The 16,723-nt window shown below is 58.5% G+C and carries 15 protein-coding genes and 1 pseudogene; 11 read left to right on the top strand and 5 right to left on the bottom strand.

What is annotated here, in order from left to right:
* Positions 1-33: 33 nt before the first annotated feature.
* Both BW686_RS27525 and BW686_RS27520 read right to left on the bottom strand, forming a co-directional pair.
* Positions 34-759 (bottom strand): methyl-accepting chemotaxis protein, encoded by a 726-nt coding sequence (locus BW686_RS27525; RefSeq protein WP_373271018.1) that lies wholly within the window; start codon positions 757-759, stop codon positions 34-36.
* Positions 760-891: 132 nt separating this feature from the next.
* Positions 892-1,092, bottom strand: a pseudogene (locus BW686_RS27520) (HAMP domain-containing protein); the annotation flags it as partial.
* A gap of 765 nt (positions 1,093-1,857) precedes the next feature.
* On the opposite strand from BW686_RS27520, the gene BW686_RS12640 reads away from it, so the two are divergent.
* Positions 1,858-2,802 carry a DNA/RNA non-specific endonuclease gene (locus BW686_RS12640; protein WP_084917107.1) on the top strand — a complete coding sequence of 315 codons (945 nt, stop codon included), beginning with the start codon at positions 1,858-1,860 and terminating at the stop codon, positions 2,800-2,802.
* A gap of 270 nt (positions 2,803-3,072) precedes the next feature.
* On the opposite strand, the gene BW686_RS12635 is transcribed toward BW686_RS12640, so the two are convergent.
* A complete protein-coding gene (locus BW686_RS12635) occupies positions 3,073-3,906 on the bottom strand; it encodes a DUF1206 domain-containing protein (RefSeq protein ID WP_084917106.1) in 834 nt (277 codons plus the stop codon).
* Positions 3,907-4,013: 107 nt separating this feature from the next.
* Entirely contained in the window at positions 4,014-5,105 is a 1,092-nt protein-coding gene (locus tag BW686_RS12630; protein ID WP_084917105.1) for an SMP-30/gluconolactonase/LRE family protein, read from the bottom strand.
* A gap of 190 nt (positions 5,106-5,295) precedes the next feature.
* Between BW686_RS12630 and BW686_RS12625 the strand changes: the two genes are divergently transcribed.
* From BW686_RS12625 to BW686_RS12615, 3 genes are all read left to right on the top strand, one after another.
* Positions 5,296-5,685 (top strand): hypothetical protein, encoded by a 390-nt coding sequence (locus tag BW686_RS12625; RefSeq protein WP_084917104.1) that lies wholly within the window; start codon positions 5,296-5,298, stop codon positions 5,683-5,685.
* Positions 5,669-5,851 carry a DUF1289 domain-containing protein gene (locus tag BW686_RS12620; protein ID WP_054985364.1) on the top strand — a complete coding sequence of 61 codons (183 nt, stop codon included), beginning with the start codon at positions 5,669-5,671 and terminating at the stop codon, positions 5,849-5,851. The genes BW686_RS12625 and BW686_RS12620 overlap by 17 nt, the downstream gene beginning before the upstream one ends.
* A 106-nt stretch (positions 5,852-5,957) precedes the next feature.
* The gene (locus BW686_RS12615; RefSeq protein WP_084917103.1) at positions 5,958-7,211 is read left to right on the top strand and encodes an MFS transporter; all 1,254 of its coding nucleotides are present in this window, start codon (positions 5,958-5,960) and stop codon (positions 7,209-7,211) included.
* A 6-nt stretch (positions 7,212-7,217) separates the two neighbouring features.
* On the opposite strand, the gene BW686_RS12610 is transcribed toward BW686_RS12615, so the two are convergent.
* On the bottom strand, positions 7,218-7,967 hold the full coding sequence (locus BW686_RS12610; protein WP_084917165.1) for a carbon-nitrogen hydrolase family protein: 750 nt from the start codon (positions 7,965-7,967) through the stop codon (positions 7,218-7,220).
* 347 nt (positions 7,968-8,314) lie between these two features.
* Between BW686_RS12610 and BW686_RS12605 the strand changes: the two genes are divergently transcribed.
* The 7 genes from BW686_RS12605 to BW686_RS12575 all read left to right on the top strand — a co-directional run bounded on the left by BW686_RS12605 (position 8,315) and on the right by BW686_RS12575 (position 16,714).
* A complete protein-coding gene (locus tag BW686_RS12605) occupies positions 8,315-9,616 on the top strand; it encodes an Nramp family divalent metal transporter (RefSeq protein WP_084917102.1) in 1,302 nt (433 codons plus the stop codon).
* A gap of 254 nt (positions 9,617-9,870) precedes the next feature.
* Complete coding sequence (locus tag BW686_RS12600; RefSeq protein WP_084917101.1) at positions 9,871-10,278, top strand: hypothetical protein; 408 nt, start codon at positions 9,871-9,873, stop codon at positions 10,276-10,278.
* A gap of 281 nt (positions 10,279-10,559) precedes the next feature.
* On the top strand, positions 10,560-12,671 hold the full coding sequence (locus BW686_RS12595) for a TonB-dependent siderophore receptor (RefSeq protein WP_084917100.1): 2,112 nt from the start codon (positions 10,560-10,562) through the stop codon (positions 12,669-12,671).
* A gap of 38 nt (positions 12,672-12,709) precedes the next feature.
* Positions 12,710-13,438, top strand: a complete 729-nt coding sequence (locus tag BW686_RS12590; RefSeq protein ID WP_084917099.1) for a DUF4198 domain-containing protein — start codon at positions 12,710-12,712, stop codon at positions 13,436-13,438.
* A 287-nt stretch (positions 13,439-13,725) separates the two neighbouring features.
* Positions 13,726-14,592 (top strand): formyltetrahydrofolate deformylase, encoded by an 867-nt coding sequence (gene purU, locus BW686_RS12585; protein ID WP_084917098.1) that lies wholly within the window; start codon positions 13,726-13,728, stop codon positions 14,590-14,592.
* Positions 14,589-15,491 (top strand): bifunctional methylenetetrahydrofolate dehydrogenase/methenyltetrahydrofolate cyclohydrolase FolD, encoded by a 903-nt coding sequence (folD, locus tag BW686_RS12580; RefSeq protein ID WP_084917097.1) that lies wholly within the window; start codon positions 14,589-14,591, stop codon positions 15,489-15,491. The genes purU and folD overlap by 4 nt, the downstream gene beginning before the upstream one ends.
* Complete coding sequence (locus BW686_RS12575; RefSeq protein WP_084917096.1) at positions 15,473-16,714, top strand: FAD-dependent oxidoreductase; 1,242 nt, start codon at positions 15,473-15,475, stop codon at positions 16,712-16,714. The genes folD and BW686_RS12575 overlap by 19 nt, the downstream gene beginning before the upstream one ends.
* Positions 16,715-16,723 lie beyond the last annotated feature (9 nt).

The raw sequence follows: 16,723 nt of genomic DNA, 5'->3' as shown, positions 1-16,723 counted from the left end.
CCGCAGAGTACTGCAGACTTGGGCTATTTAATATCAAAGTCGAAACCGGTCAACCGATTGCGAAAGCTGCCCGGCCATCACGGACAGTTCGTCAGTGGTGCTGGCGGTCTGACCGATGATCCGGCTGTTACCTTCGGACATGCTGGCAATCATCTCCACTTGATGGGCAATTTCATTACTGGCCAGGCTCTGTTCACCAATCGTGCGCGTGATGTCGTTGACCAGTTGCGTGGTGCTCAGTGTGGCATCAAGAATATCGCTGATCGCGCGCTCTACCTCGGCAGTGACGGCCATGCCCTTGTCTACCTGAGCGACGCCGGCCTCCATGCTGGTCACTGCCTCACGGGTGCTTTGCTGAATGCGCGCAACCATTGTGGTGATTTCCTGCGTGGAAGCGCTGGTACGACCCGCCAGACTACGCACTTCGTCGGCCACCACGGCAAAACCACGGCCCTGCTCGCCGGCCCGCGCGGCTTCGATGGCGGCATTGAGCGCCAGCAGGTTGGTCTGATCGGCAATGCCCTTGATCACCTGAATAATGTTGAAAATCCCCTCGGAATCCTTGTCCAGCGTACGAATGACCTGCGCGGACTGTTGCGCGGAGCGGGCGATACTGTCCATGTCACTGACCACCTGATGAATCACCCGGCCGCCGTTCTTGGCCAGGGACTCGGCCTGACTGGCCATTTCCAGTGCGTGCCCGGCATGACGAGTGATTTCCTCGATGCTGGCGGTCATCTCGCTGGTCGCCGCCGACATGGTGCCCGCTGCCGAACTCTGCTGCCGGCTGCTGTCGGCCACGTCATGGCAACCGCTGCTGAGTTGACGGCTCATGCCACTGACGCCGTGCGCATTGGCGCGAACCACTTCGATCATGCCGCGCAGGTCGCGCTGCATGATCGCCAGGCTGCGAATCAACATGCTGGCTTCGTCACGGCTGCGAGGCTCGGCGATGGATTCGCTGAGATTGCCGTGGGCAATGCTGTCGGCTATCCGGCTGGCAGACGCGAGGGGGATCATGATGCTGCGGGTCACCCAGTGCCCCTGAGCGAGCAGCAGCAACAGGCTGATCACAAGCACCACGACCAGCATGATATTGGCGCTGCGAATCGTTTGCCGGACCCCTTCGCCGCTGGCTTTGGAGTGACTTTCGATCAGGTCGCTCAGGGTCGACATCCGGTCCTCCAGTTGAGTGAAGGCGCTGCTGAAAGTACCCAGCTCTCGCTGGGCGCTGTCCGGGCTGTCGAGGGCTAATCCGACAATGCGCTCGCCTGCGACGATATAGGCATCGAGACTGGGCTTGAGACTGTTCAACTCCGCCATGATCGCGGCGGTGACGGGAAGCTGAAGGTTGTCGCCTATCACTTTACGAAAGTGCGCGGCATGCTCGTTGAGGGAGGCCTGCACCTCGCTTCGGGTGCTGTCGCTTTTCCCCAGGCCAACCAGCATCGCTGACAGCACGTCAGCGCGCAGCGCGTCGTGCATCATGTCGGCTTCCAGATGATTGCCCAGCGCAGTCATGCTGACTTCGCTGTCGAACATAGCCGACTCCATGCGTGTATTGCCCAGGTAATTGACCAGACTGATGATCAGAACGGTCAACACGCTGGTGCCGATCAGCAAGAACAGACGTAGTTTTATCGACATCCTGGAGCCCTCTACGGTTAATGAAATAACACGAGCTGCGGATTGCTCTTATCTTGAGCTTATCGACGCACACTGCCTGTTACTTAAGCCTGTTTATGGACTTTTGCTGAATTAGTCATAGAGACCACCGTTGGCCTGACCTGACGCTGGCCTGTAACGCGGCTATGGTGAACTGTAACGAAAACCACGCCCATCGCAGGAGCAAGCACCGTGCCCGACAAAAAGTTCGCTATCGACCTCGCCCACCGCCCCCGCCTTGCCGACCTCAAGCCGCTGACCTCCATGACCGGATTGCTCGAGCCACAGACGCTCGCAGCCCCCCGCACGACCCCGGCAAGCGAATTTAAGAAGCGCAAAGGTTATGCCGATAATTTTCTCGGCGATTTCGTCGTGCCCTGGCCGTCTGCGGACGAAGAGCTGGCGCCTGATGTCTATCCACTGGATAACGCTGGCAATCGCCTCGATTACACACACTTCTCGATCACCATGTCACGCAGCCGGCGCCTGGCGCTGTATGTCGGTGTCAATATCGATGGCGCCAATAGCGTAGAGGTCAAGCGCAGCAAGGATTCATGGTCATTCGACGGCCGCTTGCCTGCCGAGGCGCAAATCGGCGAAAGCCTGTATGCCGACAATCTGCTGGATCGCGGCCATCTGGTCAGACGTCAGGACCCGAACTGGGGCAAGGACGCCGAGGTTGCCAACAGTGACACGTTTCACTTCACCAACTGCTCGCCGCAGATGGGCGCGTTCAATCAGAAGACCTGGCTGGAACTTGAGGACTACATTCTCGACAACACGCGTCGCTGGAAATCCCGGGTAACGGTATTCACCGGCCCCATATTGCGGGACGACGACCGCAGCTACCGGAACATCAGAATTCCATCGGCATTCTGGAAGGTCGTGGCGTTTCTCGGCGATGATGGCAAGCCCTCGGCCAGTGCCTACATGATCGATCAAAGCAGCGAGCTGGGTAAACTGGGCATCGTGTTCGGCCCGCTCAAAACCTGGCAACGCAGCGTTGCGCAGATCGAACAACTCACCGGCATCCGCTTTGGTGAGCTGTCCAGATACGACGGGTTCTCCAACGAAGAACGCCTGACCGGCACGCGCATCGAAGCGCAGATCCGTGGGCCGCAGGACATCAGGGTCTGAAACCTGCGCCTTGTCATGGCGCTCGATGAGCCCATAAGGCGAGGCTCAAATGCTCTTATTCAAACGCCTGGTGATTTTCCGGGCGATGAGCCTGAACAGGCCCCAGGTCACCGGAGGTGCCAGGGTTTCACCACGGGCCATGCTCAGCGCTGCGTCGACCGCACTGTTAGCCTGGCCCATCGCATCCTGCCGCCATCTCGCCTTCGGCCACGCCCACGCCAACCAGCGGCGTGCTGGCATACGCCAGACCGCTGATCAACAGGGGAGCAATCAGCGAAAATGACGCGTGACGGCTTCTGGCGCGTCGGGTACATCCATGTTGATCTTGCGCCACGCGGCCTGGGCGAAGCTGTAAACCGAAAACGCGATCAGCCCCAAGGCCACGATCAGCAGCACCAGGCCGCCCGCGGGCAGATCCTGCAGGCCGTTGAGCGCGTCCTTCATGCCAGGCGGGTGCATCGCCTGATAGCTGGAACCGCTCACGGCCAGCAAGACGGCAATCTCGATAAACGCCACGCCACGTGCGATCAGGCCGAATTGCGAGACCGGTCGGACATACTTCATGACGTCTTCGTCAGCCTCGAAATATTTCTCGAAGGACGCCTTGTAGCCTTTGATGATATGCACGATGCCTAACGCCAGAGGGACCAGCGCAACCACGTAGACCAGCAGGTTGGAGTGATCCCACGACAGAATGGACGCCAGCAGGTCCTTGGCCTGACCGCCATCGGAGCCACCGGAGCTTTTCAACCCGCTGATCAGAAGGCCCAGCGCGAAGAACGCAAGCGCGCCATACGTGAAACCGCCCACCAGCAAACCGCCACGAATCACCAGCCCTTTCAGCTCGCGGCCATGATGGTCGACGTCCCGCGTTGCCTGCAGCACTCGCCAGGCCGCGAACGCCAGAAGACCGACGACCACCAGGCCAACCAGCACATTGCCGAACGGCTGACTCAGCAACGCCTCAAGGCTGCTGTGGCTGTCAGCCGGTTGCGAAGAACCCTGAGCTGCCAGAACAGCAAACAGGCCAATAATCAGATAAACCACACCACGCGCGGCATAACCGCCTCGTGCAAGCAATACCAGTCCACGTTGCGCCGACATAAATAAACGATCCCTGAGAGTAATTACAGGAACAGACCCGGCACGTTCTCAGGGGTTCGACTCAATTGACAGCGGGCAGCCTGCACGCCTTGCCTGACGATGACGGGTCAGGCGAACGTGGCACCTCGCGCGTTCACGAACACTGAGTACAGTGAGTGACTGCTGGCCATGAACAGCCGGTTGCCCTCTCGCCCGCCAAAGCAGACATTGGCGCAGCGCTCGGGCAGGCTGATATGCCCGATGGCTTTACCCTGCGGGTTGAATACCCGCACCCCGTCGAGTTTTTCCAGGTCGGCCTTCGGGTGGCCGTTGCCGCCCCAGCCACACCAGAGGTTGCCGCTCTCGTCGCACTTGATACCGTCGATGGCTGCATATTCCAGCCCTTCGATGTGCTTGCGTCGCTCTCCAAGCGTGCCGTCTTCATTCACCGCTATCGCCCAGACGATCCCGGTCGGTTTAGCGCGCCCTTCGACCACATACAGGGTTTTCTCGTCCGGCGAAAAACACAAGCCGTTCGGGCCTGCCAGATCATCGATGACCCGACCGACCTTGCCGCTCGAAGGATCGATTCGATAAACCCCGAAAGGCTGTTCCTGCTTGACCTTGCGACCTTCGTAATCGCTGTTGGCCTGAAAGGTCGGATCGGTGAACCAGATTGAACCGTCGCGTTTGCAGACGATGTCATTGGGCGAATTGAAAGGCTTGCCGTCGAAACTGTCGGCCAGCACCGTGATGCGTCCGTTGTACTCGGTACGCGTCACCCGACGCCCTTCGCTGGTCGTGCTCGAGCCTTCACAGACCAGCAACCGGCCTTGGCGGTCGCGGCACATGCCATTGGAGAAATTGGAGTGCTCGCGGTACACAGACAGCGCCCCTGTCACCTCATCCCAGCGCATGATGCGGTTGTTGGCGATATCACTGACCAACAGATAACGACCATCCCCGATCCATACCGGCCCTTCGGCCCAACGCATGCCGGTGGCGAGTTTCTCGACGCTGGCATTGAAAATACGGATGTCCAGAAAACTGTCATCCAGCACGCCGACCAGCGGATCGGGATAGCGCTGGGTCAACGGCTCGGCAACAGACAGACGCGGCAACGAGCCAATGGCCGCGACCGTTGCCGAAACAGCCAGCGACTTTTTCAGAAAACCCCGACGGCTTTGGTCTGCGGTGGTGTTTGAGGATGAGAAATCCATGATGTGTCTCCTTGTTGTTATGTTGAACAGACTCACGACTTAACCCTGTCAAGATGTTGAGACCGCAGCAACACCAGATGAGTGCGGCTGATACGCAGCAATGACTGATCAGATTTTCGTCTTGGAGCCTGATTTGACATTCAGGTATCGTACGCAACCAACCACCCCCTCCACGGCCCGAGGCCCCCAGATGCCCTCAAGCAAACGCGAGCAGGCCCGCGCTGAACGCCAGCTTGTTACAGCGCTGACGCAGGCCTGTGAAACCGCGAAGTCAGAAATGCCCGGCTTCCGCTGGCTGACTCATGAAGTCGATTACGCGGCCTTCCCGGCCAGCCTCCAGGTGGTCTGGGTGTTCGATACGCAGGCTGAAAAGCAAGCAGCACTGGCGTGCGGACTGGGCGAGCGGATGATCGAGTTGACGGCCGCGGCGTTCGAGGAGGCGCAAGTGAGTGTGTCGAGCATCTCGGCTCACGTGCATGTCGACTGTGAAGAGCAGTGCCATTTCGAGAACGGTGGCGACTGGCAGCAGCGTATCAAACGCAAGTACGCCAGACGAGGTCGAGATGGCCAAGGACATTGAGAACCCCTGTATTTCCGTGTGCCAGCTCAGTGGTGACCTGTGCGTCAGCTGCGGGCGCACCAAAGACGACATTCGCAAATGGAAACGCATGAAGCGGCCGGAAAAGATGGCCGCTGTGCAACGTGCAGCACAACGCATGAAAAGCCTGCAAAAAAAGAGCGTATGAACCTGCAAATTTCATGTTGGGTGCGGAAACTTCTTTAAAACGCCTTGGGTCAGTATTAGCCGTGACTCGGCTACCTGGAGTCTGACGAATTACGGGAATCCCGCTCTTGGCCAGCCATACAGATCGCCGCAATACCCTTTCACTCGACAGCCTTAATTTCTTCCTCGCCGATGTGCGCGATGGGTTAGGCCCTTACCTGGCGATTTACCTGCTGGCAGTCCATAAATGGGACCCGGCCAGCATCGGCGTGGTCATGACCATTGCAGGGATTGCCGGGTTGCTGACGCAGACACCCGCTGGAGCCCTTATCGACCGCACGCCCTACAAGCGCGGAATAATCGGTGTGGCGGCGCTGCTGGTCACGCTGAGCTGTCTGATCCTGCCTTTCACCTCGTCCTTCACGGTGGTTGCCCTGACTCAGGCGTTGAGCAGCGTGGCGTCTTCGGTGTTCGCACCCGCTATCGCTGCCATTTCCCTGGGCATCACCGGGCCGAAAGCCTTTACTCGACGTACCGGGCGCAACGAGACCTTCAACCATGCGGGCAATGCCTGCGCAGCCTTGCTGGCGGGCGGTTTTGCGTATCTGTTCGGCCCGATCGCGGTGTTTTACCTGATGGCCGCGATGGCGTTGGCGAGCGTCATCGCGATCAGTTTTGTTTCGGCGGATGCAATCGATCATGACGTGGCGCGAGGGTTCGATGCGAGCCACGATGCCAGCGGTCATCAGCCTTCAGGGTTGTCCGCCCTGCTGAGCAACAAGCCGCTTTTATTGTTCGGCATCTGCTGTGCGCTGTTTCATCTGGCCAACGCTGCGATGCTGCCGCTGGTGAGCCAGAAACTGTCACTGATCAACATGCAGATGGCGACGCCATTGACCTCCGCCTGCATCGTCGCGGCGCAGCTGGTCATGGTGCCTGCTGCACTGCTGGTGGGCATGAAAGCGGATGTCTGGGGGCGCAAACCGCTACTGCTGGCCGGGTTTCTGATTCTTCCGATCCGGGGCGTGCTTTACACGCTGTCCGATGACCCGTACTGGCTGGTGGCTGTGCAGATGCTCGACGGCATCGGCGCGGGCCTTTTTGGCGCATTGTTCCCGTTGATGGTCAAAGACCTGACCCAGGGCAGCGGACGCTTCAACGTCAGCCTGGGGGCATTGTCGACACTGTTCGGTCTGGGCGCGGCGCTGAGCAACAGCCTGGCCGGTTTTGTGGTGCATACGGCTGGGTACAGTGCAGCATTTTTGACCCTTGCGGCGGTCGCGGCAGTGGCGTTCTGTCTGTTACTGGCGACAGTGCCAGAGACTCTTTCACGCCAGGACCATGCACCTGAACTCAAGCCCGCCCCTGCCGTGAACACCTGAGGCTGCTCATTCAAACGTGACGGCACGAACCTGCCAGCCCTCGCGCTGGCAAGTTGCGATAACCAGCCCGCTCCCTGCACCGTCCATCCCGCCAATCCAGCACCCCGCTTCGTCCCAAAGACCGCTGCGCCCCGCCGACTGCCAACCGCCCGTAGGCCCGCCATGATTGGCCATCAGCACAGGCAACCTGTGGCGCCGCGCATGCTCAGCGAGCAGCGCTGCATCATGCTCGTAACCCTCCGGCGAAATCAGCACGCTGGCAGCGTATAACCAGGCGCCGCCGTCCGAGAGGCGTTGCGCATGCGCTGGACGGCTGAAGTCAGCGCATACGCACAGGCCGATTCGGTGTTGATCGAGTTGCAGATAGCAGTCCTCACTCCCTGGACTGAATACCGCGTCTTCGCCGGGATGCAGGTATTGCTTGGCGTAGGCAATGATCTCGCCATGCGCCGTGAACGTCAGCGCACTGATCAGAATGCGGCCGTCGGGGCATTTGAGCGGTACGCCGACGGTGGTCATCAATTGCAACTGCATCGCCAGCGCGCGAATCGGCTCCAGGCCTGCGTCGTTTGGATAAAGCGCCAATTCACGTGCGAGATCAGGCTCATAGCCGGTCAGCGACAGCTCAGGAAACAACAGATACTCCGCCCCAACGTCAGCGGCACGCTGCATGAACGCCAGATGCCCGGCAAGATTGTGCTCAAACTCGCCTTTTGCCGAACAGAATTGCGCAGCAGCCAGCGTCGGCGGGGTCATCGAATTGTTCATAGGTCATTGAGCTCGGTGGGGCGTTCATCATAGACGGTCTTCAGCCAGCGCTGACGTCGCACTCTGCGCCATCATCATAAAAAGCGCTTTTGTGTGCAGTGATTATGGGCAAGGCATGCCGCACAGACGTAACGCAGAACGTCATCGAACGCGGAGCATGGGTACACGAATCAGTCAGGTAATCATTGTGCATTGACAGCGCACGCCGATAACGCAACCGATCCGTAAACGCTTTTACACGTAGTTACATTTGAATCCCCACGCCTGTTGTACGACGTCTTATCTTGTCCGCAAACAAGTGACGTCTCATTACAATAAAAATGGAGATCAAACGCATGTCTGGCACCCCTACGCTTGAAGAAAAGGCTGCGCCCGTGGCCGAACCGCGCCTCAAAAAGCTCGCCAAGCTGTTGGGACCCGGCATTATTGCCGTGCTGTCCTGGCTAGGCGCCGGCGACCTCATTACCTCATCTGTGGCCGGTGCCAGTTACGGCTACGCCATGATGTGGGTGCTGGCGATATCACTGCTGCTCAGGTTCCTGATTGTCAATATCATTGCCCGGTTCCAGCTCTGTAACAACCAGGGCATGACCATTCTTCAGGGATACGCGCAACTTCATCCCCTTTTTGCCTGGTTCATGCTTGGCTACGCGTTGCTCATGGGGCATTTGATCAATGCCTACATGATCAAGGGCGCTGGTGAAGCACTGGCGATGCTGCTGCACGTCAATCAGCCGCTGCTCTGCTCGGCCGCCGTGGTGATCGCCGTCTGGCTGCTGGTCGGTCGCAACATCTACACAATGATCGAAGGCGTCATGAAGGTGTTGCTGGCTATCATGACACTGGCGTTCCTGACCCTCGCAATCATGTCCGGTCCCGATGTGAGCGGCATCATCAAAGGCACCATCGGCTTCAGTATCCCGCCCGATGAAGGCGTACATGGCGCGCTGCTGGTGGCTGTGTCAGTGATCGGGGCCGTCGCAGGCTCCATCGCCAACTTCGTTCATCCCTACGTCATGCGCGAAAAAGGCTGGACGGGGCCGCAGCACAAGCGCATGCAACGTAACGATTTGTTATTCGCCGTGATCGTCGGCATCGTCATCAACCTGGCGATCTGGGTGGTGGGTGTCGAAATCCTGCGGCCTAACGGCATTCAGGTAAACACGTTGGCCGATCTGGGCAAAGCACTGGAAATATTCTTCGGCCCGCTGGGTTGGTACATCTTTTTCATCGGTGTATTTGCCACGCTGTTTGCCAGCATTTCAGGCAAAACCACCGCCTTTCCGATGCTGATCACCGATGCTTTCCAGCACATCCGCCCGAAGCGCCGCGAACGCTACGGCAAGGTTTTCCACAATGACCCGATGCACAAGTGGTTCATGCTGTTCATCCTGGTTACCCCGCTGATCTGGTCGCTGCCCGGCATGCCCGACTTCGTGACCCTGACCCTGGGCGTCAACGCGCTGAACATCATCGGCTTGCCGATCATCTCGCTCGGGCTGTTGATCATGTCCAATCAAAAGTCGCTGCTGAGCAAGGAATACCGTAACAACTGGTTCGAAAACATCGCGCTGACCTTCGCAACCGGCCTGGCGTTGTGGGTGGCGTTTCAGCTGGGGACGGAGTTGATGGCTTGATTGGCGCTGATTAAACCGTCCGCGAGTCCATTCCCTCCCATGGGAGTGGACTCGACTTTAATAACCTCCTGTTATTCAACACTCTTGACTACGAAATGCTGAGCAGTATGACACCCCGCCTCCCCCCCAAAAAACCTTCTGCATATTCAAAAACGGTCTTTAAAAAAAGCACACTACTCCACGGTTCACGTGACAACCCTCTAGGCTTTAAATGAGGCAGCAACTCACCGCATCACAACCCAGGAGCAATTGAAATGTCTGAAGATAACAAGGACGTGTCCAGCGAAGAAAAACCACTCCACCCGGCCCCTGACAAGGTCGTATTCCCAGAGGGTGAGAAGGCCTATTCGCAGTTCAAATGCGATAAAAGAAACCAGTGGGGTGAACGGGCAACCCCCAAAAACTTTACATCAATCAGCACACTAAACAATTATTCAGCCTTTGTTGTAAGAACCTACGGTGCTGCGACCTCAGGCAATTGCGCATTACGGCTGGATAATGACAACGGCGCGGACGAAACCTTTAAGCAGACCTTTAACGTCACCTCGCAGTGGACTGCATTTTATAAAAGCGATTTGCCTGAGGTTGCAAAAAACGCAAGGGGTATCTTCGCCGCAGGCCAAAGCACAGAGTTTTATTATGAAGTCGGCTATCTCGTATAACGCTGTAAAAGCGTAACGACGCACTGGCCTTGCGGTTAAAACCATAAGGGCCTGATAAAGCGAAAATTGTTCATCAGGCCTTTGTCTTGACAAATTGTCTCTCATGCCAACGTTCACGCTGGCGTGCGATTGATAATGCTCCGCGTGCTTACCGTCCGGCAGTACGCCGCAAATGGCGACAAAGGTCAGCACGTAAAAGCGCGACTCAACACGCCCTCACAAACACAAACAATTCTCAACGGAGATGTTATATTGTATCTATAACCATCAGGAAGTCTCACATGTCGTCTCGTAGAATTGCGTCTCTGGCTGGCTTGGCCATCGGGGTGTTGGGCAGCAACGGCTTTGCGGAGGAACAGCCACAGACCATCGAGCTGGAAAGCGTCAACGTCACCTCTGATTATCAATATGAAAGCGCCACCAGCCCGGTAAAGGGCTATCGCGCCACCCGTTCGGCCACGGCGACCAAAACCGATACAGCGATCCAGGATATTCCGCAGTCGATCAGCGTGGTGCCGGCTTCAGTTCTCAAGGACCTGGGCAGCAACAGCGTCGAGCGTGCGCTGGAGTTTGCCGGTGGCGTGTCGAAGCAGAATAATTTCGGCGGCCTGACGCTTTACGAGTACAGCATTCGCGGCTTCACCACTTCCGAATTCTACAAGGACGGTTTCAGTGCCAACCGCGGCTACCCGACCACGCCCGACGCCGCGAACATCGAACGTATCGAAGTGCTGAAAGGCCCGGCCGCCAGCCTGTACGGCCGTGGCGATCCGGGCGGTACGGTCAATATCGTCACCAAGAAGCCCCAGCGCGAAGCCTTCACCACCCTGCAGACCAGCGCGGGTAGCTGGGATCGCTATCGCACGGCACTGGACGTCAACACGCCGCTGGATGAACAGGGCAACCTGCTCTCGCGCGTCAATCTGGCCGTCGAGGACAACAATAGCTTTCGCGACCACGTCGAGAGCAAGCGGGTTTTCGTCGCGCCGTCGTTCAGTTGGCAGCTCAACCCCGATACCAGTCTGCTGGTGGAAACCGAGTTCGTCCGGCATACCTCGACGTTCGACCGGGGCGTGGTTGCGCCCAACAATAAATGGAGCGGCGTGTCCCGTTCGACCTTCCTCGGCGAGCCGGACGACGACATCGATAACGACAACAACATGGTCCAGTTCGCCCTGGACCACCAACTCAACGATGTGTGGTCTTTGCGTCTGGCCAGCCATTACAAGCAAGGCGAGATGTCGGGTTTTGCCAGTGAAGCGCGGCCCCTCAATGCCGATGGGCACACCGTCAATCGTCGTTATCGCGAACGCGACAACAACTGGCATGACAGCATTACTCAACTTGAACTGCGAGGCCGTTTCGATGGGCTGGGGGTCGAGCATGAGGTGCTGATCGGTACCGAATACGAGAACTACCGCAAGAACGAGCGAGTCACGACCATCGCCGGTAGCCCTTATGCCATCGACATCTATGACCCGGTGTACGGCCAGCCAAAGCCCAACGGGGCGCGCTCGGGAACCGACTTCTATGAGCACATCGAAAGCCGAGCGTTGAACCTGCAGGACCAGATTGTCTTTACCGACAAACTGCGCGGCATGATCGGCGCGCGCATCGAGCACTTCGATCAACAGGTCGACGACTTCACCACCAACGCCACCTCCGGCCAGCGTCACGATGCATTCACCCAGCGCGCCGGGCTGCTTTACCAGCTTACTCCGCAGGTGGGTCTGTTCGCTAACGCGTCCACTTCGTTCAAACCCAACAACGGCCTGGACGCAGCCGGCAAGACCTTCGACCCGGAAGAAGGCGTTGGCTATGAAGCGGGTATAAAGAGCGAGCTGTTCGATGATCGCCTGAGCACCACCCTCGCCGCGTTCCATATCGAAAAGGAAAACGTTCTGGCGCTGGACCCCGGCACCGACACCAACCGCGCCGTGGGCAAGGCCCGCAGCCAGGGTTTCGACCTGCAATTCACCGGACAGGTGACCGAGGCCGTGCGGATCATCGGGGCATTCGCCTACATCGATGCCGAAGTGACCAAGGGCGACCGCACCCTTCCCTCTGGCAGCCGCATTCTTGGCGTTGCCAAACACAGCGGCAGCCTGCTGAGTGTCTATGAGTTTCAGGAAGGCGCCTTGCGCGGCTCGGACGTGGGCGCTGCGTACACCTACGTCGGCGACCGTTCCGGACAATCCGGCACCGATTTCGAGCTGCCCGCTTACCAAACCGTGGACTTGCTGGCACATTACAAGGCCAGCGAGAACGTCACCGTGGGCCTGAACCTGAACAATATTTTCGATGAAAAATACTACGAGCGTTCTTACAGTAATTACTGGGTCGCACCCGGCGAACCGCGCAACTTTACGGTCAGCCTGACCCTCAGCCTCTGACGCCGACCACGAACGATTCACAACAATAAGGATGCACCATGCTGTCAGCAAAACCCTTTCTGGCCCTGAGTCTGCTCGGCGTATTATTCGCCACTCACGTCAGCGCCCACGGGCTGTGGACCGAACAACGACGTGGCAACATCGAAGTGATCTATGGCCACGGTGCTGAAGACAACGCGTTCAAGGCGCAGAAAGTCAGTGGCGCCTGGGCTTATGACCGTCAGGGCAAGATGATCCCGGTGACCGTGCAACGCCTTGAAGACCACGCACGGCTAGTGCCGCTCAAGCCCCCTGCCGTGATGTCCGTTGCGCTGGACAACGGCATGTGGACGCGCAATGCCGAGAAGAAATGGATCAATGAAGGCCGCAGCAAAGTGCCCAACGGCACCGACTCCATTCACACGTTCAAATACAGCGTGGCGATCTACGAAGAAGGCGCGCGTCTGCCCTCGTTCGAGAAGCTGAACTTCGTCATCGTGCCCCAGGCTGATCCTTTGAAAGTCGGTGTCGGCAAACCGCTACCGGTACGCGTACTGATCGACGGCAAACCCGCCGCCGGCATCAAGCTGATCGGCGATTACCGCAGTGCGCCAGACGTGGTCAGTGCTGAAACGGACGCCCAAGGCCTGGCCAGCGTGATCGTGCGCAACGAGGGGCTGAACATCATCGCGGCTGAGGTCACCCAACCGGTGAAGGACAACGCCGACATTGCCGAGCGCGGCCTGTTTACGTCGCTAACGTTTGTGGGTGAAGCGCACCACGACTGACACATCACGATTCACAAGAGGCGTCTGATTCGGGCGTTTCTTGTGAATCCGCTCGAACCGACTGCAATGGTCGTCTGGCGAGCGTTCTGATCACCTGCCCGCCCCAATATTCCCCGAGATAAATAAAGTTTCCAGAAACCTCTGGACGCTGCATTTTCTTTCGCCTATAAATCAGCCTTCAAGAATATTAAATTCCTGTAGAGAATTTTATTCAACACCGATAGCCCTCTGTATCTGACTTTATGCGCCCCTGTGCCGAGCTGCCGCCACCCTCCAGAGGACACGCCATGCAACACGAAAAGAACCATTTCATCCTGAAGATCAGCTGCCCGGCGACCTCCGGCATTGTCGCGGCAGTGACTTCCTACCTGGCTGGCAACAGCTGCTACATCGGTGAAATGGCCCAGTTCGACGACGAGTTCAGCGGCACCTTCTTCATGCGCGCAGTGTTTCGCTTCAACCATGGGCACGACGGCGATATCCAGCAGTTGAAAGCAGGGTTCGACGCGGTCGCCAAAGATTTTGCCATGCAGTGGGAATTGCACGACACGCGTCGGCCAATGCGTGTGCTGCTGATGGTCAGCAAGTTCGATCATTGCCTGACTGACCTGCTTTACCGTCATCACAAGGGTGAGATGGACATGACGATCACCGCGATTGTTTCCAACCATCTGGACCTGCGCCCGATGGCCGAGCGTGAAGGCATCCGGTTTATTTACCTGCCCGTCACCAAGGACACCAAGGCTGCACAGGAAGCGGCGCTGATGAAGGTGGTCGACGAAACCGGCACCGAGCTGGTGGTGCTGGCGCGTTACATGCAGATTCTCTCCGATGACCTGTGCAAGCGGCTGGCAGGCCGGGCGATCAATATTCATCACTCGTTTTTGCCCGGTTTCAAGGGCGCAAAACCGTATCACCAGGCTTATGAACGCGGCGTGAAGCTGATCGGAGCCACCGCGCATTACGTCACCAGCGACCTGGACGAAGGTCCGATCATCGAGCAGGAAGTACAGCGTGTCGATCACGTTTTTCTGCCCGATGATCTGGTCGCCGCAGGCCGTAACAACGAAACCATCGCGCTATCAAGGGCTGTCAAATACCACCTTGAACACCGAGTGTTTCTGAACACAGACAGAACGGTGATCTTTCGATGAGCGCTCGAATCATCGACGGCAAGGCCGCCGCCGCTCGCGTTCTGGAACAGGTCAGGGTTGACGTGCTGGTCCTCAAAAATGACGGCATTGAGCCGGCGCTGGCGGTCATTCTGGTGGGCGACGATCCCGCCAGCGAGGTGTATGTGCGCAACAAGGTAATGCGCGCCGAGGACGCAGGCATTCACTCACTCGAGCATCGCGTGCCCGCCGACAGCACTGAAGCGCAGGTGCTGACGCTCATCGCCGAACTCAACATGGATCACACCGTGAACGGCATTCTGCTGCAACTGCCGCTGCCGGCCCATATGGACGAAGCCAAGGCATTACAGGCCATTGCGCCAGGCAAGGATGTGGATGGTTTTCACAGTGAAAACGTCGGCGGCCTCAGCCAGGGACGCAACGTGCTGACGCCCTGCACGCCCAGCGGCTGCATGCACCTGCTCAAAGAAACCTGCGGCGACCTGAGCGGCAAGCATGCCGTGGTGATCGGTCGTTCGAATATCGTCGGCAAACCGATGGCCGCCCTGCTGCTGCAAGCGCATTGCTCGGTGACAGTGGTGCATTCGCGCAGCACCGATGCCAAGGCTTTGTGCCAGTTGGCAGACATCGTCGTCGCAGCGGTCGGTCGCCCGCGCATGATCGACGCCAGTTGGCTCAAGCCCGGCGCAGTGGTGATCGATGTCGGCATCAACCGCATCGAAGATCAAGGCCGCAGCCGCCTTGTGGGCGATGTCGATTTCGACGGTGCCCTAAGCGTGGCTTCAGCCATCACGCCGGTGCCCGGTGGCGTCGGTCCGATGACCATTGCCTTTCTGATGAAAAACACCGTGACCGCTGCCAGACAGCAAGCCCACGCACAACGCAGCCCATCGGAGGCCGTATGCCTTTCAATCTACTGAAATACGGGCTCAGCCCGGAGTACCCGGTCGAGGTGGATCTGCCTGCGCCCAAAGAACTCAAACCGTCCTATGACGTGGTGATCATCGGCGGCGGTGGTCATGGTCTGGCCACCGCGTACTACCTGTCGAAGTATCACGGTATCACCCATATCGCCGTGCTGGAAAAAGGCTATCTGGGCGGCGGCAACACAGCGCGCAACACGGCCGTCATCCGTTCCAACTACCTGACCAGCGAGGGCGTGAAGTTCTATGCCGAGTCGGTGAAGATGTTTCAGGGCCTGTCCAACGAATTCGACTTCAACATCATGTATTCCGAACGCGGACAGTTGACCCTGGCGCACACCGACGCCACCGTCCGCTCGTTCCGCCAGCGCGCCGAGGTCAACAAGCATTTCGGCGGCCGCACCGAGATGATCGACCGTCAGCAGATCCACGAACTGGTGCCGAGCCTCAACCTGGACCCCGGCCATCTGCCCGTGCTTGCAGGCCTGTGGCACATCGACGGCGCCACCGCACGGCACGACGCGGTCGCCTGGGGCTACGCCAGGCAAGCGGCCAAACGTGGTGTTGAAATCCATCAACTGACTGAAGTGCAGGAGCTGGTGATCGAAAACGGCAGCATCACGGCGGTGAAAACCAATCGCGGCACTGTCCGGTGCGGCTGCGCCGTGCAGGCGGTCGCGGGCATGAGTTCGCAGATGATGAAAAAGGCAGGGATCCGCTCACCGATTCAGACCTTCCCGCTGCAGGCGATGGTCACCCAACCGTTCAAGCCGTTCCTCGACCCGCTGGTGAGTTCGTCCGCCCTGCACTGCTACGTGCAACAGACCAGCCGTGGCGAAGTGGTTTTCGGTGGCGGTTCCGACCCATACCCGCTGTTCAACACCCGCTCGACGCTGGACCTCAAGGAAAGCCTGCTGGCCCACGCCATCGAAATGTTTCCGTTTCTGGCCAACGCCAAGCTGATGCGTCAGTGGGCCGGGATCACCGACATGACCCCGGATTACAGCCCGATCATGGGCCTGTCGCCGGTCAAGAATTACTACCTGGACGCCGGCTGGGGCACATGGGGCTTCAAGGCCACGCCGATCTGCGGCAAGACCATGGCCGAGCTGGTGGCCAGCGGCGGCAAAGTGCCGGAACTGATCAGGCCGTTCGGTCTGGAACGCTTCTCGACCTTCCAGCAAGTCAACGAAATGGGCGCGACAGCGGCCAGCCACTGACGGAGAGCG

It is taken from the genome of Pseudomonas syringae (genome assembly GCF_002157375.1).
Taxonomy (GTDB): domain Bacteria; phylum Pseudomonadota; class Gammaproteobacteria; order Pseudomonadales; family Pseudomonadaceae; genus Aquipseudomonas; species Aquipseudomonas syringae_T.
Note: the sequence above shows the minus strand (reverse complement) of the source record. Positions and strands in the feature narration are given on the sequence as shown.

What these genes read in the sequence shown, in the direction of transcription:
- BW686_RS12610 (WP_084917165.1), bottom strand. Translation starts at nt 7,967, where the DNA reads ATGACCCCGCCGACGCTGGCTGCTGCGCAATTCTGTTCGGCAAAAGGC.
- purU (WP_084917098.1), top strand. Translation starts at nt 13,726, where the DNA reads ATGCAACACGAAAAGAACCATTTCATCCTGAAGATCAGCTGCCCGGCG.
- folD (WP_084917097.1), top strand. Translation starts at nt 14,589, where the DNA reads ATGAGCGCTCGAATCATCGACGGCAAGGCCGCCGCCGCTCGCGTTCTG.
- BW686_RS12595 (WP_084917100.1), top strand. Translation starts at nt 10,560, where the DNA reads ATGTCGTCTCGTAGAATTGCGTCTCTGGCTGGCTTGGCCATCGGGGTG.
- BW686_RS12635 (WP_084917106.1), bottom strand. Translation starts at nt 3,906, where the DNA reads ATGTCGGCGCAACGTGGACTGGTATTGCTTGCACGAGGCGGTTATGCC.
- BW686_RS12605 (WP_084917102.1), top strand. Translation starts at nt 8,315, where the DNA reads ATGTCTGGCACCCCTACGCTTGAAGAAAAGGCTGCGCCCGTGGCCGAA.
- BW686_RS12590 (WP_084917099.1), top strand. Translation starts at nt 12,710, where the DNA reads ATGCTGTCAGCAAAACCCTTTCTGGCCCTGAGTCTGCTCGGCGTATTA.
- BW686_RS12630 (WP_084917105.1), bottom strand. Translation starts at nt 5,105, where the DNA reads ATGGATTTCTCATCCTCAAACACCACCGCAGACCAAAGCCGTCGGGGT.
- BW686_RS12625 (WP_084917104.1), top strand. Translation starts at nt 5,296, where the DNA reads ATGCCCTCAAGCAAACGCGAGCAGGCCCGCGCTGAACGCCAGCTTGTT.
- BW686_RS12600 (WP_084917101.1), top strand. Translation starts at nt 9,871, where the DNA reads ATGTCTGAAGATAACAAGGACGTGTCCAGCGAAGAAAAACCACTCCAC.
- BW686_RS27525 (WP_373271018.1), bottom strand. Translation starts at nt 759, where the DNA reads ATGTCGGCGGCGACCAGCGAGATGACCGCCAGCATCGAGGAAATCACT.
- BW686_RS12620 (WP_054985364.1), top strand. Translation starts at nt 5,669, where the DNA reads ATGGCCAAGGACATTGAGAACCCCTGTATTTCCGTGTGCCAGCTCAGT.
- BW686_RS12575 (WP_084917096.1), top strand. Translation starts at nt 15,473, where the DNA reads ATGCCTTTCAATCTACTGAAATACGGGCTCAGCCCGGAGTACCCGGTC.